Annotated in this window: 18 protein-coding genes; 7 read left to right on the forward strand and 11 right to left on the reverse strand. The window is 70.1% G+C overall.

The window, feature by feature from the left end; genetic code table 11:
- The first annotated feature begins 205 nt into the window (after positions 1-205).
- From AB0B35_RS12815 to AB0B35_RS12830, 4 genes are all read left to right on the forward strand, one after another.
- Entirely contained in the window at positions 206-2,551 is a 2,346-nt protein-coding gene (locus AB0B35_RS12815) for a Kinesin light chain 2 (protein ID WP_361044324.1), read from the forward strand.
- A 164-nt stretch (positions 2,552-2,715) separates the two neighbouring features.
- Positions 2,716-3,660, forward strand: coding sequence for a hypothetical protein (locus tag AB0B35_RS12820; protein WP_361044327.1), 945 nt, complete (start codon positions 2,716-2,718; stop codon positions 3,658-3,660).
- 3 nt (positions 3,661-3,663) lie between these two features.
- The gene (locus tag AB0B35_RS12825) at positions 3,664-5,355 is read left to right on the forward strand and encodes an insulinase family protein (RefSeq protein WP_361044329.1); all 1,692 of its coding nucleotides are present in this window, start codon (positions 3,664-3,666) and stop codon (positions 5,353-5,355) included.
- A 72-nt stretch (positions 5,356-5,427) separates the two neighbouring features.
- Positions 5,428-6,006, forward strand: coding sequence for a hypothetical protein (locus AB0B35_RS12830; protein WP_361044331.1), 579 nt, complete (start codon positions 5,428-5,430; stop codon positions 6,004-6,006).
- 72 nt (positions 6,007-6,078) lie between these two features.
- On the opposite strand, the gene AB0B35_RS12835 is transcribed toward AB0B35_RS12830, so the two are convergent.
- The 4 genes from AB0B35_RS12835 to AB0B35_RS12850 form a co-directional block, all read right to left on the reverse strand.
- Positions 6,079-6,267 carry a hypothetical protein gene (locus AB0B35_RS12835; RefSeq protein ID WP_361044333.1) on the reverse strand — a complete coding sequence of 63 codons (189 nt, stop codon included), beginning with the start codon at positions 6,265-6,267 and terminating at the stop codon, positions 6,079-6,081.
- A 206-nt stretch (positions 6,268-6,473) separates the two neighbouring features.
- Positions 6,474-7,118 (reverse strand): hypothetical protein, encoded by a 645-nt coding sequence (locus AB0B35_RS12840; RefSeq protein ID WP_361044335.1) that lies wholly within the window; start codon positions 7,116-7,118, stop codon positions 6,474-6,476.
- 383 nt (positions 7,119-7,501) lie between these two features.
- A complete protein-coding gene (locus AB0B35_RS12845; protein ID WP_361044336.1) occupies positions 7,502-8,362 on the reverse strand; it encodes an SDR family NAD(P)-dependent oxidoreductase in 861 nt (286 codons plus the stop codon).
- Positions 8,363-8,402: 40 nt separating this feature from the next.
- Entirely contained in the window at positions 8,403-8,771 is a 369-nt protein-coding gene (locus AB0B35_RS12850; protein ID WP_361044339.1) for a nuclear transport factor 2 family protein, read from the reverse strand.
- A 78-nt stretch (positions 8,772-8,849) separates the two neighbouring features.
- Here AB0B35_RS12850 and AB0B35_RS12855 point away from each other — a divergent pair, with 78 nt between their 5' ends.
- Positions 8,850-9,716 carry a MerR family transcriptional regulator gene (locus AB0B35_RS12855; protein WP_361044340.1) on the forward strand — a complete coding sequence of 289 codons (867 nt, stop codon included), beginning with the start codon at positions 8,850-8,852 and terminating at the stop codon, positions 9,714-9,716.
- On the opposite strand, the gene AB0B35_RS12860 is transcribed toward AB0B35_RS12855, so the two are convergent.
- The 5 genes from AB0B35_RS12860 to AB0B35_RS12880 all read right to left on the reverse strand — a co-directional run bounded on the left by AB0B35_RS12860 (position 9,699) and on the right by AB0B35_RS12880 (position 15,697).
- Positions 9,699-11,015, reverse strand: a complete 1,317-nt coding sequence (locus AB0B35_RS12860) for a hypothetical protein (RefSeq protein WP_361044342.1) — start codon at positions 11,013-11,015, stop codon at positions 9,699-9,701. The two genes, AB0B35_RS12855 and AB0B35_RS12860, sit on opposite strands and share 18 nt — an antisense overlap.
- Before the next feature lie 128 nt (positions 11,016-11,143).
- Positions 11,144-12,175, reverse strand: coding sequence for a phosphogluconate dehydrogenase (NAD(+)-dependent, decarboxylating) (gnd, locus tag AB0B35_RS12865; RefSeq protein WP_361044344.1), 1,032 nt, complete (start codon positions 12,173-12,175; stop codon positions 11,144-11,146).
- 33 nt (positions 12,176-12,208) lie between these two features.
- Positions 12,209-13,837 carry a glucose-6-phosphate isomerase gene (gene pgi / locus AB0B35_RS12870; protein ID WP_361044346.1) on the reverse strand — a complete coding sequence of 543 codons (1,629 nt, stop codon included), beginning with the start codon at positions 13,835-13,837 and terminating at the stop codon, positions 12,209-12,211.
- Positions 13,838-13,987: 150 nt separating this feature from the next.
- On the reverse strand, positions 13,988-14,863 hold the full coding sequence (locus tag AB0B35_RS12875) for an NAD(P)-dependent oxidoreductase (protein ID WP_361044348.1): 876 nt from the start codon (positions 14,861-14,863) through the stop codon (positions 13,988-13,990).
- A gap of 273 nt (positions 14,864-15,136) precedes the next feature.
- Positions 15,137-15,697: a hypothetical protein gene (locus tag AB0B35_RS12880; RefSeq protein ID WP_361044351.1), complete on the reverse strand. Its 561-nt coding sequence runs from the start codon at positions 15,695-15,697 to the stop codon at positions 15,137-15,139.
- A gap of 188 nt (positions 15,698-15,885) precedes the next feature.
- Here AB0B35_RS12880 and AB0B35_RS12885 point away from each other — a divergent pair, with 188 nt between their 5' ends.
- Together AB0B35_RS12885 and AB0B35_RS12890 are read left to right on the forward strand one after the other, a co-directional pair.
- A complete protein-coding gene (locus AB0B35_RS12885) occupies positions 15,886-16,491 on the forward strand; it encodes a TetR/AcrR family transcriptional regulator (RefSeq protein ID WP_361044353.1) in 606 nt (201 codons plus the stop codon).
- Between the two features lie 362 nt (positions 16,492-16,853).
- Complete coding sequence (locus AB0B35_RS12890; RefSeq protein ID WP_361044355.1) at positions 16,854-18,173, forward strand: hypothetical protein; 1,320 nt, start codon at positions 16,854-16,856, stop codon at positions 18,171-18,173.
- 107 nt (positions 18,174-18,280) lie between these two features.
- Here AB0B35_RS12890 and AB0B35_RS12895 read toward each other — a convergent pair whose 3' ends face one another.
- Both AB0B35_RS12895 and AB0B35_RS12900 read right to left on the reverse strand, forming a co-directional pair.
- Positions 18,281-18,883 (reverse strand): GDSL-type esterase/lipase family protein, encoded by a 603-nt coding sequence (locus AB0B35_RS12895; protein WP_361044358.1) that lies wholly within the window; start codon positions 18,881-18,883, stop codon positions 18,281-18,283.
- The gene (locus AB0B35_RS12900) at positions 18,880-21,087 is read right to left on the reverse strand and encodes an alpha-galactosidase (RefSeq protein WP_361044361.1); all 2,208 of its coding nucleotides are present in this window, start codon (positions 21,085-21,087) and stop codon (positions 18,880-18,882) included. Before AB0B35_RS12900 ends, AB0B35_RS12895 begins: the two co-directional genes overlap by 4 nt.
- Positions 21,088-21,151 lie beyond the last annotated feature (64 nt).

Below are 21,151 nucleotides of genomic sequence, written 5' to 3' on the forward strand. Positions count from 1 at the left end.
AACGGCACAGGCGAACGGGCGGTCCGCCATCGGGCAAGATCCGTCGCACATCAGGAAGACGCCATCTCGATGGCCACGCGGCCATCGTAGGCTCAGCACAGGTCAGCGATGTGCCGGACTCCGCGTGGTTCGGAAGTAAGACCTTCGGCCCGTAGACCATCTTCCGGAATCGATGGGACGATGGCGCACTATGGGGTCCCAGAGAGTGGCGAAGCTCGTCTTCCCGGCTTTGACGGTTCTCGCGGGACTAAGCGCATGTCTGCTTTCCGTTCTGGCCGTGGTCACCAATATCGCGACAGAGTCGATTCCGTCAGAACTGAAGGCGTTGGTCGATCGCCCGGAGGTGATTTGGCCCGTTGTGGGGGTGCTGGCTCTACTCGTCGTCATCATCACCGGCGCGATCCAGCACCTTGCCTCGAGGCGTGGCCACCGGCAAGCGGAGTCCCGGTCCGACGTCCGACCGCAACGCGTCAAGAAGGGCTACCTGGGACCGGCGACGCCGCCCATTCAGGTCGGAAAGTTGCCCCCCATCGCTCGGGGATTCCAGGCGCGGAGCTCCCTTTTCGGCAGGATCGGTCATCGACCGAACGGCACCGTCCGCCATGGTTCGATCACCGGTATGACCTTACTCAGGGGTCAAGGTGGTGTCGGTAAGTCTCAGCTCGCCGCGGCCTACGCCCGCGAACGCTGGATTGACGGGCACGGCTCGCTTGAGTTGTTGGTCTGGGTCAACGCCGGCAGCAGGGCAGGCGTTCTTTCGGCTTACGCCGACGCGTACTCCCGCGTCAGCGGGCTCGAATTCGAGGATCTGGAGCAAGCGGCCGCGAAATTCCTCGAATGGCTCGGCACAGGCCGAATGCAGTGGCTGATCGTGCTCGACGACGTGACATCGGGGGGCGATCTCAACGGGCTGTGGCCACCCGAGACGGCCGGCGAAACTCTGGTGACCACCCGTCGCCGGGACGAGGCCATCGCCAGAGGCACGTCGACGACGATCGAAGTCGGCGGATTCAGCCCCGGCGAGGCTGCCGACTATCTCAAGCGCCTGTTGGCCGAACGACCCGGGAGCCTGACCGGAAGCGAATCGCTGGCCGCCGAGCTCGGCTACTTTCCTTTGATTCTGTCCCAAGCGGCGACCTACATCGCAGATCAGCACCTGACCTGCGCAGATTATCGCATGGCGTTCGCCCGCAGGGGCGAGCCGTTGGCGGCGCTGCTGCCTGCCTCGGCGGATCTGCCGGACGAGTATCCCTCGCTCGTGACCACGGCCACAGCACTGTCCATCGAACGCGCGGATCAGATTGAGCCGGCCGGGAGCGCGGGCCTCCTGCTCCGAATCGTCGCTCATCTGGATCCCGATGGGATTCCGGGCGCCGTGCTGACCGCGCCACCGGTACTCGCGTATTTGTCCCGTATCGGTAGGCGGCCGGTGGACCCGGACAGCGTGAGACGTACGCTTGCCTCCTTTCATCGTGTGAGCCTGGCCGTCTTCAACGCCCAGGATCCTGTCGCGACGCTCCGAGTCCACGCGCTGGTCCAACGAGTCGGGCGGGACCGACTGACCTCGCCAGAGCGGACCGAGGCCGCCATCGTCGCGGCGGATGCGCTGGAAGCCGTATGGCCCATGATCGAGCGCGATCAGCCGTTCGCCCGCGCGCTCCGGGCGAACGCCAGCACACTCTACGTCGTCGCCGGGCCCGAGCTGCTCGCCGTTCCGGTCCACGCGAACTGGTGGGGCCGTCTTGTCGCGGTCATCCTGCGGCGGCCGGTCCTACGAGCGCATGCCCTGCTGTCCCATCTCGGGCTTAGCCAGCGCGCCGCCGGCCAAGCCGGCGTCGCTGCCGACTATTTCGAGAAACTGCACCTGGCGTTGGAGTCACGGCTTGGTCGCTTCCATCCCGATACCCTGTACGCCCGGTACGAGCATGCCAGTTCGCAAGGCGAGTCGGGCGACCCCGCCGGGGCGCTCGCCAAAATCGAGGCATTGCTCCCGGACATGGTCCGGACGTTCGGTGCGAACAGTGGTGACGCGGTGGACACGCGCCATGAGCTCGCCCGTTGGAGGGGCGAGTCCGGGGATGCGGTCGGAGCGGCGGCCGCGTACGAGCAGATCCTCGAAGACTGGTTGCGGATCCAAGGGCCAGACAGCCCCAATACCCTGGCGGCGCGGCACGAACTGGCCCGGTGGCGCGGAGTCGCAGGCGATGTGCATGGCGCGCTGGAGGCGCTGAAGGCCGTTCTGGCAGACGAAGAACGGGTGCTGGGCAAATATCACCCTCGGACGATGATCGCCCGTGCCAGCGTCGCCGAGTGTCTTGGATTGGCCGGTGATCCGGTGGCTGCGGTGGCGGCTTTCACCGCGTTGCATGTGGATCTGGTTCGGCACTTCGGAAGCGATCACCCGGAAACGGTGCATGCACAGGAGGGACTCGAATTCTGGCGGGACGCGGTGCACGCGCGACCTGCCAACCGCCCGGCAGCGTCACAAGGTGAAGTGCGCCCCGAGACTGCGCCAGGTGCGGGCAGCAATGACGGTCACCTCGAGGCATAGTCGCCAGTCCGAATTGCCCGATTCAAGGTCGGCGCAGCCCGGAGGTCATGAAAGGACGCGGCTCGCCACCCGACCTCGGCGATGCCACGATCAGCCGTACGGACGAGGTCGCCAGGTGAAAACGGGGCAGCATACGGGTCGGCTCGACCGTAGGATCCCGGTCCGTGATCAATCTCGGCGGGCTGCTCACCCGCGCCACCGACCCGGTCTTGCACGACCCGGGCCTCGCCCCGCTCCGCCAGGCGGTTCGCGGCGGCGACTGGCCTGCCGTGGCCGCGTACTTCGCCGGGCTGCCGGCCCGCGCCGACCAGGGACCCGCTGTCGCCTTCGTCGCCGCCCAGCGCGCCAGCGAGAACTTCCTCCAGCGAACCGTCGACACCGAACGCGACTCGTCACTGGCCCGCACCCTGCTGGGCGCCCGCCTGATCACCCTGGCATGGCGCGCCCGCAGCAGCTACGGAGCCCAGCACGTCAGCCGCGCCCAGTGGCAACTGTTCCATGAGCGCCTGTGCGAGGCCGAGCGCGTGCTGGCCGACGCCACCGCCCTCGACCGCGGCAACGCCGCAGCGTGGACGATGCGGTTGACCACCGCCCGCGGCCTGAACTTCGGGATCGACGAGGGCCGCCGCCGCTACGGGCTGGCCGCCGAGCACTGCGACGTGCCGTACCACGCACAGGAGCTGCTGCTGCAGCACCTGTGCCCGAAATGGGACGGCACGCTGGAGGACCTGCACGCGTTCGCCCGCCAGTGCCTGGCCGACAGCCCCGCCGGTTCGCTGTCCGGCGCGGCCGTGGCGATCGCGCACATCGAGCACGCTTTCCACACGGCGCAAGGCGGGCTGTACCCGTACCTGGCCCAGGATCGGGTGCGCCAGGAGTTGCGCGACGCGGCGCAGGCCTCGGTGCTTCACCCTGACTACCGCCCCGCCCCCGGCTGGGTCGCCGCGCACACGGCATTCGCGTTCGCGTTCTACCAGGGCGGCGGCCTGGCGGATGCTGCGCCGCACTTCGCGGCCCTCGGCCGGTGCACGACTGCATATCCATGGCAGATGTGGTCGGCCGACCCCGTGAAGGCTTTCCGGACCGCACGCCGTGCTGTGAAGGGCTGACGAATGACGATCCACACCACGCAGGTCGGGCAGATTCCGGCGCTGTTCGCGCCACGCACCGGCCCCACGCGCGCCGGGCTGGTGTTCCGCGTCGGCCGGGCCGACGAGACCCTGCCCACCGCAGGCATCACGCATCTGGTCGAGCACCTGGCACTGCACCGGCAGGGCCTGGCCGACTATCACTTCAACGGCGGCACCGGCCTGACGGCAACCATGTTCTCCATGGAGGGCACGCCCGGCGACGTGGTCCGCTTCCTCAACGGCGTGTGCGCGTCCCTGCGCGACCTGCCACTGGACCGGCTCGACATCGAACGCAAGATCCTGGAGACCGAGGCCGCCGGCCGCGGCCAGAGCCTCAGCGAGCCGCTGCTGCTGTGGCGCCACGGAGCTCGCGGAGCGGGCCTCGCGGCGTACCCGGAATGGGGCGTGCCCGCGCTGACCGGAGAACAGCTCTCGGTGTGGGCGGCGACGTGGTTCACGAGCGGCAACGCGGCCCTGTGGATCTCCGGCGACGGCGTACCCGAAGGCCTGGAGCTGGACCTGCCCGACGGACCGCGCCAGCCGCTGCCCGCCGAACCGAGCGCGCTGCCGGTGACCCCGGCGTACTTCACCGGCCCGACCCGGGTAGTGGCGATGGACGCGCGGCTGCGCCGGTCGACCGCCGCGTCCCTGTACGCCCGAGCCCTGGACCGGGCGCTGTTCCGGGAACTGCGGCAGGAGGGCGGCCTGTCGTACACCGCCGCGGCCACCTACGACACCGGCGGCGGCACCCAGGCCACCGTAACCGCCGTCGTCGACGGGCTGCCCGACCGGCAGCATGAAGTCATCGAAGGCTTCGTCCGGGTCGTGAAGGAGCTAGCCGCACAACCGGTTTCCGAGGCGGAGTTCGCCAGCCTGCGGACGATGGCCGAAGAGGTGCTGCGGCACGCCGAACTCGACGCGAAGCGCCTGCCGCAGAGCGCGATCGACCTGCTGACCGACGCCCCGGTCGAACCGGTCGAAGCCCTCGCCGAGCAGCTGGCGAAGGTCACCGCCGAGGACGTCCGTGACGAGGCCGCGACAGCGCTGGACACTGCGCTGGTCATGGCCCCCGAAGGGCACGCCCTGGAGCGGCACGGGTTCGAACAGGCCCCGAACCGGTCACGGTTCGCTGTCACCGGTAAGCGCCACCGCTCCCACGACTCGCACCGCACCGCCTTGGTCATCGGCCCGGACGGAGCCAGCCTCACCACCCCGAACGGGCCGGTGACCGTGCTCTACGAAGCGACAAGCGCGGTGGTCGCCTGGCCCGACGGTGCCCGGCACCTGATCGGCCACGACGCCGTCAGCGTGCGCATCGAACCGGCGCTGTACGCCGACTCCCGCCGCGCCCTCGCCGCGATCGACGCCGCCGTCGACCCTGCGCTCGTGGTGCACCTGCCTGCACGCGACCCGGCGGACGTCCCGAAACGCTCCTGGCTGCGCGCTGCCCGCACCCGGCTGCGCTGGGTACGCCAGCGCGTCCAGGCGGCGATGCACCCCCTGGCGGCGCGCCGCAACGGCTACACGTCGCTGCTGCTGACCGTGGTGTTCGTGACCGGCCTGGTAGCGGCGCTGATCGCCGGTGTGGTGACCTCGAACGCCCGGGTCGGCTCGCTGGCTTTCTGGTGCGCGCTCGCCCTGGTATGGCGTCGCCGCAACCTCGGCCACTGGTAGCACGAACTGTCGCCGCGCCGGTCGCTGTCTCGCCTCTGGACGCGACCGGCGCGGCCCAGGTTTCTCAGCGCGGTGGTGGATGGTCGGCATCGGGTCATGCGCTTTCACCAACGGACACGGACAGGTGACGACTTGGGACTGTTCAAACGGCGGCCGTTGCCGCCGGTGCTTCGACTCATGACCGCTGCGGGGCTGCCCACGGCGGGCGGCGAAATCAAGATGCCCGCCATCGCGATGGAGGTGGCTCGCCGAGACAGCAACCGGGCCGCGGCCTGCCTGCGTGTCGTGGAAGACCTGCTGGCCGAGCAGAGCGACGACGGCCCGCACATCGCGCTGAAGTTCCTGGAGGCGCTGCAGAACACGGCGTCGCATGGCGTGCCGGAGCTGCTCACCGCTGAGGAGTTGCTGCCTTTGCGCGGGCCGCTGACGGTCGCGGGCTGGGCGCAGGTGGAGCGCTTCTGGAATGCCGTCATCGCCTGGTGCGACCAGAACGATGTTGATCTTTACAAGAGCTCGCCGTTCCGCACCGTCGAAAATCAGCGGCTGAGGGCGGCCGTGTGGCCGTCGGGCAGGACGCTGGCCGACGGGCGAGTGGTCACCGTCGCCGAGGTGGTGCTGTACGAGAAGGCGGTCGGCGCGTCGATGATGTGACGGGCGAACGAGCACCCGCCGCCGGTACTGTTGGCGAGGTACGGCCGCTGAGACCCGGCGGGCGACTTCCGATCACGTACTGGTCGGCTGCCGGACAGCATCAATGATGATCATATGCGGTTCAGCGGTCGGCCTTGCCGGCAGTACCGGCGGCAGCACCGGCGCGAGCGTCCGGACAACCCGCTCGGCGGCGGCCGTGTCGTACTCGTCGAAGTGCTCCGTCGCCAGCAGCCAGTACCCGCCGGTGCCCAGCCGTGCCATGTCGCGGAACGCCCCGCTGGCACCGAGCTTCTCCAGGACCTCCGAGCGCGTCGCCCAGCTCCTGCGGCAAGACGATGAGCCAGGCGTAGCCGCACAGCACCGAGCGCGGCGCGGCGATCGACGCGGCCGGGTAGCGGTAGTGCAGCCTGTCGAGCATGGTCAGGTCATGCACCCCGGTCTCGGCGTGGAAAGGCCGCTGGCCGCGTCTACGCCCGAAGCACCTCGACGTTTCCGAGCGACAATGTCTTCACAATAAGGTCGAGCTGACTCATGGGACCGTCAACTGTATCGACGATACGCGCCAGACTGTGCTCTGCTACCGGCATGTTCTCCCAGCGCAGCCGGACATGCCTGGTACCGATATGGTCGTGCAGGCACTCAGCCAAGCTCGTGAAGTAGTTGCCGAAATACCCCCCGGGACCGCGGTAGGTTTCGCCGATGGCACAGAAGAAGCTTGCGACATCAACCACGTCAGCGCCCTCCAACGTCGCGGCACTGATTGCGTCCACAGATGCGGCGACATTTCGGGCCTCGCCATGGAGCAGAGTCGCGGCTTCGACCCACCCCTCACGCAAGCCGGCCGGGATGGTCGCCCACCGACCCTTCTCCGCCGGCAGCGACTCCCGCCATTGTTCCCACAGTAGCCGCGCTTCGACGTGAGGCGGCAGCTGAGTTCTTGCCGTCACCGTCCATTGTCCTGCCGTTGCGCCGACCTCGACCATCGCGTCCCAGAACGAATAGCGGCCCATTGCCCGGCCCCGCTTGTCGAGCACCAGCAGGTCAATGTCGCCGAAAGCGTGATGGTTCGGCCGGACACCTGCGAAACGTCCAAGGTCAATCGACGACCGCACTCCGGACAGGCAAAATGCGATTAACGGCTCAGGAAGTTGATCGAGAAGCGCGAAGTCGTCGCAACTATAACGGCCTACGAATAAGTCGGCCGCCTCCTCGGAGACAGCGGTCCGGGCTTGGTCCCCGTCTAGTTGGACGGCAAATTTATACTGCAATGTATTCACCAACCGAGCGCTCTGAGCAGTCTTATCGGGCGGGGCGGCGCCGCCGGGCGCCGCCCCGAACCCGTTTCAGGGGCAGGTGCCGACAGCGATCCTAAAGGGTGACTGGTTCAGATCGGTGAGGTTGTATCCGTTCGGTGCGGGATCGCGCCATGAAGGAGCGACCTCACCGGTCAACCGCCTGCACATCGCGCCGAAGCGCTCACTTTCGGACCTCAAGATCACCCTGCCGAACGTCCTGCGGCCCGGCCCGGAAAATCGGCCCCGCGGGAGAGTGGTTCATTCGCGCGGAGGTCGTTCAGGGTCGCTTCCAGGGTGGCGATCACGGCGTCGAACCCGCTGCCGCCCAGGACCAGCCGGTGTGGAGGCTCGTCCTGGGCCATCGCCGCGATCACCGCACGGACGCCGCGCTCCGGGTCCCCAGGCTGCCGGCCGTCCTGCTCGATCATGGCGGCGCGGACGTCTTCCAGCATCGGCCGGTACGCCGCGACCGGCTCCGCGACGGGCTCGTCGGCGAACCCGGCGTAGGCCCGGGTGCGGAACGCCCCGGGCTCCACCGCGAGCACCGAGATGCCGAGCGGCGCCACCTCGGCGCGCAGCACCTCGGTGACGGCCTCGATCGCGAACTTGGTGGCGCTGTAGTACCCGAACCCGACGATCCCGCGCAGTCCGGCGACCGAGGACATGTTGACGATCCAGCCGCTGCCCCGGGCCCGCATCCCGGGCAGGACGGCCCTGACCACCGACAGCACCGCGAAGAAGTTCAGCTCGAACATGCGGCGCACGTCCGTATCGGCCATACCCTCGATCGACCCGTACCAGCCCCGGCCCGCATTGTTGACCAGCACGTCGATGCCGCCGAAACGCTCCTCGGCCGCTCGCACCGCCTGCTGGACCTGCACCGGGTCGGTGACGTCCAGGGGCAGCACCAGCACCCGGTCTCCGTGCGTCCGCGCCCAGTCGGCGAGCTCTTCGGGCCGCCGTGCGGTCAGCACGACGCGGTCGCCGTATTCGAGCGCGGCGTCCGCGTATGCCATGCCGAACCCGCCCGGTGTCCCGCCGGTGATGAACCACGTTCTCATCGCTTGATCCGATCCACGACTCTTATCCTAAAAGTGAGTTTCATACCTCGATCGCCAGTTCGGCGATCGCCGATCCGCGCAGCGTGAAGCGGTAGTGCAGGTCGACCACCGCGCCCGGGAAGTCGCCCTCCAGGTGCTGCAGCACGTCGTAGTGCTCGTCGTCGACCCGGGCGGCCCCGGTCAGCTCGGTGGTGTAGGTGTACTCGACGGTCGCGCTGCTCAGCCAAGCCCGGATCTCGTCCCGGCCCCGGTGGACACGGCCGTCGTCGGCGACCACCGCGTCGGCGGTGTACGACCTGATCTCGGTTTCGACGTCGCGGGCCTGGTGCGCGGCCAGGTAGGCGGTGATCGTCGCAGGCAGCTCGGCCGGCGCGATCGTGGTTGCTCGACTCCAGTCAACGGTGCTCATGAGCCCACTGTGCGGTCTCCCGCCGGGAGAGAGTCCAACATTCGACCCTCCCCCGGCGGGAGAGCTCAGACTGGCAGCATGCGCACGGGACTGACGATCGGCGAGTTCGCCACGCTCACCCACCTGAGCGTGCGTACGCTGCGCCGCTACCACGAGGCGGGGCTGCTGGAGCCGGCCAGCGTCGACCCGTTCACCGGCTACCGCTACTACACCGCCGACCAGATCCCGCCCGCGCAGGTCATCCACCGGCTCCGGGAGCTGGACGTCCCGCTGGCCGAGGTCAAGTCGATCCTGGCCACCGAGGATCCGCAGCGCCGCGCCGACCTGGTCGCGGGCCATCTGCGCCGGTTGGAGGCGGAGCTGGACCGGACCCGGGCCGCCGTGGTGTCGCTGCGGCAGCTGCTGCGCCCCGACCCTGCCGAGCTGCAGGTCGAGCTGCGCTCGGTGCCCGCCCGCACGGTCGCCGCGATCACCGGGGAGGTCGCGCTGGGCGACACGATCGCGTGGTACGCCGACGCGATGGCCGAACTGGACGCCGCTTACCCGCCACCCGAGCGCACCGGGCCGCCCGGCGGCCGCTACGCCAACGAGCTGTTCACCGGCGGCAACGGCACGATGACCGTTTTCCGGCCCGTCGCCCGGCCCCGCGCGGCGGGCCGGATCGAGCCGCTCACGCTGCCGCCGGTCGACCTGGCCGTGGCCGTCCACCGCGGCCCGCACGACAACATCGACGTCACCTACGGCCGCCTGGGCGCCTGGGTGGTCGAGCATGCCCTGGCCGTGGACGGGCCGATCCACGAGACCTATCTCGTCGGCCCGCGTGACACCGGGGAACCCGCCGGGTGGCGTACCGAGATCGGCTGGCCGGTCTTCCGGCTGACCCCGCCCGCGACGGGTGCCGGAGCAGGCCCCGAGGGGAGCCGGACGTCAGGCGATGGCCGGTGACGTTCCGGTGCGCCGGTCGTCGAGCACCAGCGGGCTCGACCACTGGCCGCCGCTGTAGCGCGACCAGACCAGGTGGCTGTCCCCCGCCTCACGCCACACCATGATCAGGGAGCTCTTGCGGCTGTTCAACGCCGGCACCATGCCGGTGGAGGCACCGTGCGGGAACACCTCCTGCGTCGACCACGACGAGCCGTCGAACACCGACCAGAACATGTTGTCCTCCACCGCCCCCTTCCAGACCATGACCAGCCTTGATCCGTCGCTGCCCAGGGCGGGTCCGGTGGTCGTCCAGCGGTCCGGCAGCTGACCCGGCGGCGACCACGACGAGCCGCTGAGCACCGACCAGTACGTGCCGCCGTCGGCGGCTTCCAGCCAGGCCATGTACAGCTTCCCGCCGGCGCTGCCCAGCGCGGGGCTGCCGACGGTGGCTCGCCCGCCGACGCTTCGCTGGTCGCTCCAGCGGGAGCCGTCGAGCGTCGACCAGTAGATGCCGGTGTCGCCGTCGACGCCGCGCCACGTCATGACGAGCCGGCTGCCGGACACGCCGAGGGCCGGTGAGGTCTCGGTGCGGCGGTCGTCGAGCCGGCGCGGCGACGTCCAGGAGTTGCCGTTGTAGGACGACCAGAAGATGTGGCTGTCGTCGGGTTCACGCCACGCCATGTAGACCTTGCCGCCGACGGAAGCCAGCGCCGGGCTGGTGCGGGTGCTGCGGTCGGAGAACGCCCGCTGCTCGCTCCAGCGTCCGCCGGACAACGTCGACCACCACAGGGTCGTCTGATCGTCGACTCCCTTCCAGACCATCGTGGCCGGGGCGGTGCCGGAGGCGTCGCCCCGGGTGGTGGAGGCCGTCGGCCGGTTCGCGGTCACCGAGGGCGACACGCTCGCCGGGGCGCTCGCCGTCGCCGGCGGAGTCGGAGCCGCCGACGTGGCAGAGTCAGGTTCCGCACCGCCTGCGGGCCGGAACTGCAGCAGCACACTGGCCAGTGCGATGAGCAGGGCCAGCGCTGCGGTGAGCATCGGCGCTCCGAGCCGCCTTTTCGGTGCCGCCGGGGTCGGCGTCGGTGACGAGGCCGTCGGCGATGGCGGGGATGCGTGGGCAGGTGCCGGGGTCGGGGTGTTCAGTGCCGCGCCGGCGACCAGCTGCCAGGCGGCGACGACACCGGTCATCACGGCCCCGAGCAGTACGAACGGGCGAAGCTTCTCTTCGACGTTCGTCGTCACGAGCGCCTGGATCGCCGTCGAGACGGCGACCGTCACGCCCAGCCCGATGACGGTCACCGCTCTTGCCCGAGGAGTCACACCGAGCATTATGGATAGACCGCGTATCGGTCGGCATCGACGATCAGCCTGATCGCGGTGACTGTCGGTCATCTGTCAGCATCGGCGCCACGACCGCCGAGTACGCGGGCAGCAAGGGTCGGGCAGTGCTATTTCTTCTTCTCGGCATGGCCGCCGAACTGGCTGCGCATGGCGGAGAGGATCTTGTCGGTGTACTCGCCCAGCCGCCGGGATTCGAAACGCTCCATCAGCGACGTCGTGATGATCGTGGCCGGAACGCCTTCGTCCACGGCGGCCAGCACGGTCCAGCGTCCTTCGCCGGAGTCGGAGACCCGGCCGGTGAACTCCTCCAGCTCGGGCGAGCGGGCGTAGGCGTCGGCGGTGAGGTCGACCAGCCAGGAGCCGACGACCGATCCGCGCCGCCAGACCTCGGCGACCTCGGCGACGTCGATCTCGTACTGGTATGCCTCCGGGTCGCGCAGCGGGGTGGTCTCGGCGTCGACGACCTGGGTCGCCTTGCCGACGTCGGCGTGTTTGATGATGCTGAGCCCTTCGGCGATCGCGGCCATCATGCCGTACTCGACGCCGTTGTGGACCATCTTCACGAAGTGCCCCGCGCCGTTCGGGCCGCAATGCAGGTAGCCGTCGGGGGCGGTGCCGTCGGTGCGGGTCCTGCTCGGCGTGGGCTCGGCGGAGCCCGCTCCGGGGGCGATCGTCTTGAAGATCGGGTCGAGCCGCTGCACGACCTCCGTCTCCCCGCCGATCATGAGGCAGTAGCCGCGTTCGAGGCCCCACACTCCCCCGCTGGTCCCGCAGTCCAGGTAGTGGATCTGCTGGGCGGCGAGCCGTTTGGCCCGCACGATGTCGTCGCGGTAGTAGGAGTTGCCACCGTCGATCACCGCGTCGCCCGGCTCCAGCAGCGGGACGAGCTTGTCGAGCGTGGCGTCCACGATGGCCGCGGGCAGCATGAGCCAGGCGGCACGGGGCTTGTCCAGCTTCGCCGCGAAGTCCTCCAGCGAGGTGGCTCCGGTCGCGCCCTCCCCTTCGAGTTCCTTGACCACGTCGGGGTTGACGTCGTAGACGACGCAGCGGTGCCCGTCGCGCATCAGCCGCCGGACGAGGTTGGCCCCCATCCGGCCCAGTCCGATCATGCCGAGCTGCATGGGCCTGTCAGCCGCCATGTCCTGCTCCTTGGTGACGAGACGGTTTTCGGTTCAGCCCTTCATGGCCCGGTAGCGGCGGATCAGCGCGTTGGTCGACGAGTCGTGGCCGAGTTCGGGTTCGGCGGTGCTCTCCAGCTCCGGGATGATCGCCGCGGCGAGGACCTTGCCCAGTTCGACGCCCCACTGGTCGAAGGAGTCGATGTCCCAGACGGTGCCCTGGGTGAACACGCTGTGCTCGTACAGGGCGACCAGCGCGCCGAGCACGTGCGGGGTCAGCTTCTCAGCCAGCAGCACGTTGGTGGGGCGGTTTCCCTGCATGACCCGGTGCGGGACCACCGCCTCGGGGGTTCCCTCGGCCCGGACCTCCTGCTCGGTCTTGCCGAAGGCGAGCGCCAGGGCCTGGGCGAAGACGTTCGAGGAGAGGATGTCGTGGTGGTCGCGCAGCGGGTTGAGGCTCTGGGCGAAGCCGATGAGGTCGACCGGGATCAGCCTGGTGCCCTGGTGGATCAGCTGGTAGAAGCTGTGCTGGCCGTTGGTGCCGGGTTCGCCCCAGTACACCGGGCCGGTCTGGTAGTCCACGGGCGCGCCGTCGAGGGTGACGTGTTTGCCGTTGGACTCCATGGTCAGCTGCTGCAGGTAGGCGGGGAAGCGTTTGAGGTACTGCTCGTACGGCATCACGCCGATCGAGGCCGCGCCGAAGAAGTCGGTGTACCAGACCGCGAGCATGCCCATCAGCACCGGGAGGTTGCGCTCCAGCGGGGTGGTGCGGAAGTGCTCGTCCATGTCGTGGAAGCCGGCCAGTAGCTGCCCGAACTGCTCCGGGCCCAGCGCCACCATCGTGGACAGGCCGATGGCCGAGTCCATCGAGTACCGTCCGCCGACCCAGTCCCAGAAGCCGAACATGTTCGCGGTGTCGATCCCGAACTCGGCGACCCGTTCGGCGTTGGTGGACACGGCCACGAAGTGCTTGGCGATCGCGGCGGGGTCGCCGAGCCGGCTCAGCAGCCAGTCGCGTGCCGAGGTGGCGTTGGTCAGTGTCTCCAGGGTCCCGAAGGTCTTCGACGACACGATGAACAGCGTCTCCTCGGCCGCCAGGTCCCTGGTCGCCTCGACCAGGTCGGTGGAGTCGACGTTCGAGACGAACCGGAAAGTGAGGTTGCGGTCGGTGTAGTGGCGCAGCGCCTCGTACGCCATCACGGGGCCCAGGTCGGACCCGCCGATGCCGATGTTGACGATGTTGCGGATCGGCTTGCCGGTGTGCCCCAGCCAGGTGCCCGCGCGGATCCTGCTCGCGAAGTCGGCCATGCGGTCCAGGACGTCGTGCACCTGCGCGACGACGTCGGTCCCGTCGACCACGAGCGAGGCGCCCTTCGGCATCCGCAGGGCCACGTGCAGCACCGACCGGTTCTCCGACACGTTGATCCGGTCCCCGGCGAACATCGCGTCGCGGCGCGCTTCGAGTTCAGACTCGCGGGCCAACTGTGTCAGCAGGGCGAGGGTCTTGTCGGTGACGCGGTTCTTGGAGTAGTCGAGGTAGAGCCCGGCGGCCTCGGCGGCGTACCGCTCGCCGCGGGTCGGGTCTTCGGCGAACAGTTCGCGCAGGTGGCGGCTTTCGATCTCGGCGTGGTGCTCGGTGAGCGCCTGATAGGCCGGACGTTGACGCAACGGCTGGTTCGCCATTCCTCGTGCTCCACCGTTCGGGGCTGATTGCTACTGATACATGGTTACTTCCCGAATGTCGCTTCCTGACGATACGCCCGCGCGAGTTGTCGCAGGCGGTCAACCGGCCAAACGAACAGGCCGCCCGGTCATCAAGGGCATGGTGTGTGCTCAGCTGCGTCCATGACCGTCGGCGGAGGGTTCGGGCGCGCTGAAGGCTTCGGCCACTGCCGCGATGTCGTCGCCGCCGCGGCCGGCCGCAGCTGCCCGCGCGTACAGGTCCCTTGTCACCACCAGTAGTTGCGGCGCGAGCCCGGTCCGGCCGGCCGCCTCCACTATCAGGTCCAGGTCCTTGCGTATCCCGTCGACCGCGAACGACGGCGCGTAGTCGCCGGACACCATGGCCGAGCCCTTGATCTGTGCGTACGGCGCGCCGGTCGGGGTGCCGTCGATCGCCTCCAGGAACAGCCGAGGGTCCACGCCGAGCGCCCGCGCGAACTGCACCGACTGTGCGACGCCGGCGGTGAGCAGCGCCACCCAGGCGTTGCACACCAGCTTCAACGCGCTGGCCGGTCCGGGCTGGTCGCCGACCACCACGGTTCGTGAGCCGACCGCCTCGAACACCGGTCGGCATCGGGCCAGCAGCGACGGATCGCCGGAGGCGAGGACCACCAGTGTGCCGTCCTCGGCAGGTTTCTTGGTGCCGAGGACCGGCGCGTCGACGAGGCGGGGCACGTCCTGGGCGAGCTCGCGGATGCCGTCGACGCCGACCGTCGCCGCCTGGATCCATACCGTGTCCGGCTCCATCGCGGCGGTCAGCTCATCCTTGACGGAGAGCGTCGCGGCCGCGTCGAACAGCATGGTGACGACGGCCTGTGCGCCGGTCACCGCTGCCGAGACCGTTGCCGCCGGCACCGCGCCGGTCGGGGCCAGCTTCTGGGCCCGCGCCGGGTCGCGGTTCCACACCGTCACCTCGTGCCCGGCGCGACGCAGCGACCGCGCCATTCCGGCGCCCATCGCACCGGCCCCTATCACCGCTACTCGCATCAGGTGCCTTTCGGTGACTTGCCAGGCCGGCCGTCGAGCAGCTCAACGCCGACCGGGCAGACCGGCCGCCGGGGGTAAGGCCAGTCTACGGTCGGCCCGGGTCCGGTGAGGCCTCCGGCGAGGGAACGCAGGCGGGACCACGCGGTGCTGTGCGGCTCCGCCAACGCGTTCCTGCGCTGACGAGCCGCCATCCCCCGCCGGCGCCGGGCCGGTCGGGGGTATGGGCGGCGGCGGGCCGCCTGCCGGGGTGGCCCGCCGCCTGGCGCAGTGTCTTCAGCTTCGCGTCGCGGTGCGACCGAGCCGGATGGCCGCGATGAGGAAGAAGATCGCTCCGGGGACGGCGTAGCCGATCGCGTTGGCCAGCGCCGGCTCGGCCGCCGCGGCAGCCGCGACGAACGACCCGCCGGCGAGGATGGACAGGCCACCGCTGATGATCATCGGCCACTGCCCGCCCATCCTGCGGCGGCGGGTGACCCCCACGATCAGCTGCACCAGGCCGGCCACCACGGCCCAGGCCCCCCACACCCGCAGGACCGCCGGGATGCCGGACGTGCCGGCGACGGCCAGGCCGATGGCGGCGAGCAGGCTGACGGCGACGTTCACGTACAGCAGGGCAGGCGAACCGGTGGCGCGGGTCGAGCGGGCGTCGATGATCGCGGCTGCGACGTCGACCAGCGGATAGAGCACGAACAGCGTGACGGCCAGCGGGTTGAGGCCGTCGGCGATCGCGAAAGTCACGGCGGCCCAGACGATGGCGAACACGAAGCGGGCGAAGTACAGCCGCCGCAGTGCGGCCGCCGTCGTCGAGATTCCGGAAGCGGTGAGGGTGGTCATGACGATCCTTCGCGTAGTGGGCAGGGCTGCGAACAGCGGATCCGCTCCCGAGCACCATGGGAGACCGAACGTTCTGTCCCGTCAACGATGACCCCGATCGGGACGGATGTCAAGACCGAACGTTCTATCTATGACATGTCAGCCAAACGGGCCCGGGTAGACGCAAGACCGAACGTTCTTTCGCTATGATGGGCCGCATGGTGCGTGCAGAGCTCGAATCCCGGCCGTCCGAGGCGCGACTTCGGCTCCTGACCACAGCGAGCACGGTCTTCTACGCGGAGGGCATCCACTCTGTGGGTGTCGAACGGATCATCTCCGAGGCGAAGGTGACCCGGGCCACCTTCTACCGGCACTTCCCCGGCAAGGAAGACCTCGTCCTGGCCTATCTGCGCAGCGCCGACGACAGCATCCGCAGCCAGGTGGCAGCCGCCGTCGCCACCAGCCCGTCAGCGAGCGACGCCGCCCGGGCCATCGCGGCCGGGATCGCCGCGGCCATCCAGTCATCCGGCTTTCGGGGATGCGCATTCCTGAACGCCGTCGCGGAGTATCCCGATCCCGATCACCCGGTGCATCGAGCCGTCCTCGCGCACCGGCAGTGGTTCCTCGACACGATCAACGCCCTCATGACGAGCATCGAGCCGACCAAGGCCGAGCACGCCGCGCAGCACTTCGTCATGCTGCGCGACGGCGCCATGGCGGCCGGGTGCCTGTTCGACCGGTCCGCCATCTGCGAGACCTTCCTGCGCGGCGTCGACGGACTCGTCCAGATCCACAGCTCGCGCCAGCCTTCCTGACCGCCCCGACACCGCTGCGGGCCGCCGGCACGCAGATCGACGCGATCGGCCGCCTACGCCGACTCGCAAGGGCGTTCACCAGTTCCGGGCGGCAGGATTGTGCCAGAGTCGACTCGGATGGGCAGCCCGGGACGCTCGCACCCCGGGCTGCGCGAGGAGAGGGTGCCGCGATGGCTGGTCGGTCGGTGAGCGATGGTCCGGGGCCACAAACGCGACCTTCGCCGCCGCAGGACAGCTCCCCCGCGGCCGTGCCGTGCCCGGCGCCTGCCGGGGGTTTCCTGGCGGCGGATTTCGCGCAGGAGTACGTCGCCGGGGCGGTCGCTCCGTTCCTGTTGAGCAGCGTGTTCGCCGGGGAGACGCCCATGCTCCCCATGATCGACCTCGCGTTCTCCAAGAAGGACGCGCTGGCCGGCCACCTGTGGGGCCTGCTGTACGACGGCTGGACGGCCGACTCCGACCGGTCGGGCGTCTCGGTGTTCACCCAGGCATACGAGAACCGCGGACCGCACAACGCCCGCAAGAAGATCTTCATGTCGGCGACCACGCCCGACCTGATCGACGCCCGATACCGTGGCAGACTGCGGCGCTTCCACGAGCTGCTGCTCGCCGAAGAGCACGCCGGCCGGCCCCTGATGCGCCACTTCCTCGACCTGTACTACGAGCTCTTCTGGGACCTGCACGTCGGCGCGGACGGCGGGCTGCCCGCCGTGGTCCGCCGGTTCACCGCCGACTTCACCACGGTGCTGGGCTTCTGGTACCCGACCTCGGATACGGTGTACCGCGCGTACATGCGTGCCCGTGCGGACCGGCCCGCGGTCATGGCCTGGCTCCGCGCCCGGGTCCAGGCGCTCGTCGACGGCTCCGCGCCCGAGCCCGAGCGCACCCTGGTCCACTACTGGCTGAGGAACGGCGAGCTGGGCGAGGACTTCAGCCGCGATGACATCCTGGTCGAGTGTCTGCACGACCTGATGGCGTTTCCCCAATGGGCGACGATGGTGCACCGTGTGGCCGGGGTGCTGGAGCCTGTCCGCGGCGACAGCCAGGTGCGGTCCTGGTTCACCCGGACGATGCGGGAAGGGCCCGACGAGACCGACGGCGGCCCGTTCACCCGGCTGGACCGGTTCGTGATGGAGCTGTTCCGGACGATCTCGCCGAACCCGGGGAGCCTGTCGACGCTTCGGCACACGCAGGCACTGCTCGGCGGGGGTATCAGCGGCTTGGTGACGCCGAACGCCGCGGCGAACGCCGACCCCCGGCACTGGGAGGATCCGGCGCGGTTCGATCCGGACCGCTTCCGGGCGGCCCCGACGAGCGCCGACGGTGACGACGCGAGGTGCCGTCAGGCCGGGCTGGCGCGCTGCCCGTTCCCGCGGGAGGCGTTCGACGTCCGGGACGGCCGCGCGGTGCGCCTGGTCAACTCCGGGTACGGCGCGGTGTACAGCGAGGTCGACGGCACGCCGCATCCGGTGTGCGACACGGCGGGCTATGCGGCGTTCGGGTTCGGTTACCGGCGTTGCCCGGCCGAGCACCTGTCGGTCGAGTTCGTCAAGGAGTTCCTGCGCAGGGTGTGGCAGGACGGGATCTCGTTCGAGTGGCTCGACGTCGAGGTCCCCGAGCAGGTGCCGGTGAACCCGGGGACGGTCGCCGACGACATCACCTTTCGCCGGGCGAGCTCGGCCTGACCGGTGGCCGGCCGGTCAGGCAGCGCCTGGCTGCCGAGGATTTCCGCGTCGGCCGCCCCCACCGCTCGTTCCCGGTGCGGGCGGCCGACGCCCGCCGCGGTGTGCGGCTAGCGCACCGGCGCGAGCAGCGGTGCGGCGTGGCCGATCCAGAGTTTGGCGAGTAGGTCGGCGCCGTGCGGGCTCAGGTGGACGCCGTCGGGCGCGAGCCCGGCCGGGTCCCCGACGGCGTTGAGCGCGGTGTCTGCGGGGACGAGCACGGCGCGGTAGTCGCGCGCGAGGTCGCGTACGATATCGATCTTGGGTTCGAGGTCTTCGCGCCACTCGACCTGCTCGGCCCGCACGGGCAGCAGGAACGGCTCGACGAGCACGAGCGCGGTGCCTTCGGCGGCGAGCGGGTCGAGCAGCGCCCGGTAGTTCGCCTGGAAGCGGGCCGGGGTGGTCACGGTGCCGCTGTCGTAGCGCCGCCAGGTGTCGTTGACGCCGACGAGCACGCTGACCAGCGACGGGTGTTCGGCCAGTACGTCGTGCGCCCACCGGTCGCGCAGGTCGCGGGTGGTGTCGCCGCTGATCCCCCGGTTGATCCAGCGGGCCTGGCCGGCCAGGGCGCGGGTGATGCGCAGGACGTAGCCGTCGCCGAGTCCGGCGGGGTCGGTGCGGCGGTCGCAGTCGGTGATGCTGTCACCGGCGAACAGGACTGTCGGCGGGGTCATGGCTGGATCCTTTCCAGGTCGAAGAGCATGGCCTGCTGGGGGTTGAGGGTGGGCAGCGGTACGCCGGCGACGGCGAGCACGGCGCCGGACAGTTCGATCGGGTTGCGGCGGGCCTGGGTGATCCATGCGGGGTCGTGGCCCTGGTGGCGGCTGGCGGTGCCGAGTTCCTCGCGGACGGCGACGCGGTAGCGGGCGGCGGGGTCCAGGCCGGGGAAGCGGACCCGGCCGGACTGGCCTGCCGGTGAGGTGTGCAGCCGGGCCCAGGTGAACAGGGCGCGGGTGCCGTCGTGGGCGACGGTGCCGTACAGGGCGGTGGCGTCGTCGGCGAGGTCGGCGTTGACGACGCGGCCGGTGTGCAGCAGCGGGCGCAGTTCGCGGTAGAGCCGCGACCAGGCGGTGATCGCGGCGAGGTCGGCGTCGCTGACGGCGGTGAGGTCCTGTTCGATGCCCGCGTGCGCGGTCAGCGACGCGATGAGCCGGAACGACAGGTCGGTGGTGCGGGAGGTGGTGTGGGAGCGTGCGGCGCCCAGGTGTGAGCCGATGAGTTCGGGGGGTACGAGGGTGCGGGTCCACCGTTCGATCTGGACGCGTTCGACGGGGTCGTTGCAGTCGGAGGCCCATACCCGGTCGGTGCGGTCGAGGATGGCCAGGTCGATGCGGCCGCCGCCGCCGGAGCACGTCTCGATCTCCAGGCGGGGGTGGCGGGCGCGCAGCTCGTCGAGCAGCCGGTAGAGGGCGCGGGTCTGGCCGCGTACGGCGGGGCGGTCGCCGTCCGGTGCACGGCTGACGGCTTCGAGCAGGTCGCGGTTGTGGTCCCACTTGAGGTAGTCGATGGCGTGGGCGCGGACCAAGTCGTCGATGCGCTCCAGCAGGTAGGCGTAGGCGTCGGGGCGGGCGATGTCGAGCACGTACTGCTGCCGGGCGCTGGGGCCGAGGCCGGCGCGGGGGCCGAGGATCCAGTCGGGGTGCTGCCGGGCGAGCCGGGAGTCGAGGTTGACCATCTCGGGTTCGAACCAGAGCCCGAACTGCATGCCGTGGTCGCGTACGACCTTGACGAACGGGTCGAGCCCTTCGGGCCAGGTGTCGCGGTCGACGTGCCAGTCGCCCAGGCCCGCGGTGTCGTCGTGGCGGCCGTGGAACCAGCCGTCGTCGAGCACGATGCGTTCGACGCCGACGGCGGCGGCGCGTTCGGCCAGGCGGGTGAGCCGGTCGAGGTCGTGGTCGAAGTAGACCGCCTCCCAGGTGTTGAGCACGAGCGGCCGGGGGGTGGCGGGGTGGTGGGGGCGGGCGCGCAGCCGCCGGTGCAGGCGGTCGGCGACGCCGTCGGTGCCGGTGCCGGACCAGGTGAACAGGACCGTGGGCGCGTCGTATCGGTCGCCGTCGGCGAGGATGACCTCGCCGGAGTGCAGGGCTTCGCCGGCGCCGAGGACGGCGGCGAACGCGCCGGGGGCTTCGGGGAGGCGTTCGGCGAGGTAGCGCTGCTCGCCGCTCCAGGCCAGGTGCATGGCCCAGACTTCGCCGTGGCCGAAGCCGAAGCCGTCGGTGCCGGCCATGAGCAGGTAGGGCGAGTCGTGTCCGGGCTTGCCGCGGTGGGTGGCGCGCAGGTGGGTGCCGAAGGCGAACCGGGTGCGCTGGGGGGCGCGTTCGCGGCACCACTTGCCGGTGAAGTCGAGCAGTTCGGTGGCGCGTTCGGGCACGGGCAGCAGGGCGAGCAGCCCGTCGAGGGTGTACGGGGTGGTGCCGCCGGCCGGGTCGAGGGCGGCGTCGCGCTGCACACTCATCGACACGGCGAGCACGCCGTGCGGGTCGAGTTCGTAGGTGATCGCACTGCGCAGGGCGGTGACGCGGTCGAGGAATCGGAACTCGATCCGGCCGCCGACACCGTCGGGCGGCAGTTCGATGTGGTGGGTGTCGAGCACGGGCCGGGGTGTGGTGGCGCGGCCGAGGGCGTTGCCGGTCTGCGCGGTGGTGCCTGACCAGCCGTCGTGGGCGGTCGGCCAGACCGACAGCACGCGCGGCTGGTCGGGTGAGTTGTTGAGCACGGCGGGTTCGGCGGTGTGCCGCAGGTCGTCGTAGCGGCCGTCGGCCGGGTCGCCGAGGTCCGCGCCCCAGTGCAGGACACGGGGGGTGGGGTGGCGCACCTCGACGACGAGGGCCGCGCCTCCGGCACGCAGGGCGAGTACGGCTTGGGTGCCGGATTGCATGGCTGAGAGCCTCCGTGGACGTTACGACAAGGTTACTTGACGCCGTAAATTAATCATGTTTAGT

It is taken from the genome of Catellatospora sp. NPDC049133, from assembly GCF_040648455.1.
Classification (GTDB): Bacteria; Actinomycetota; Actinomycetes; order Mycobacteriales; family Micromonosporaceae; genus Catellatospora; species Catellatospora aurea.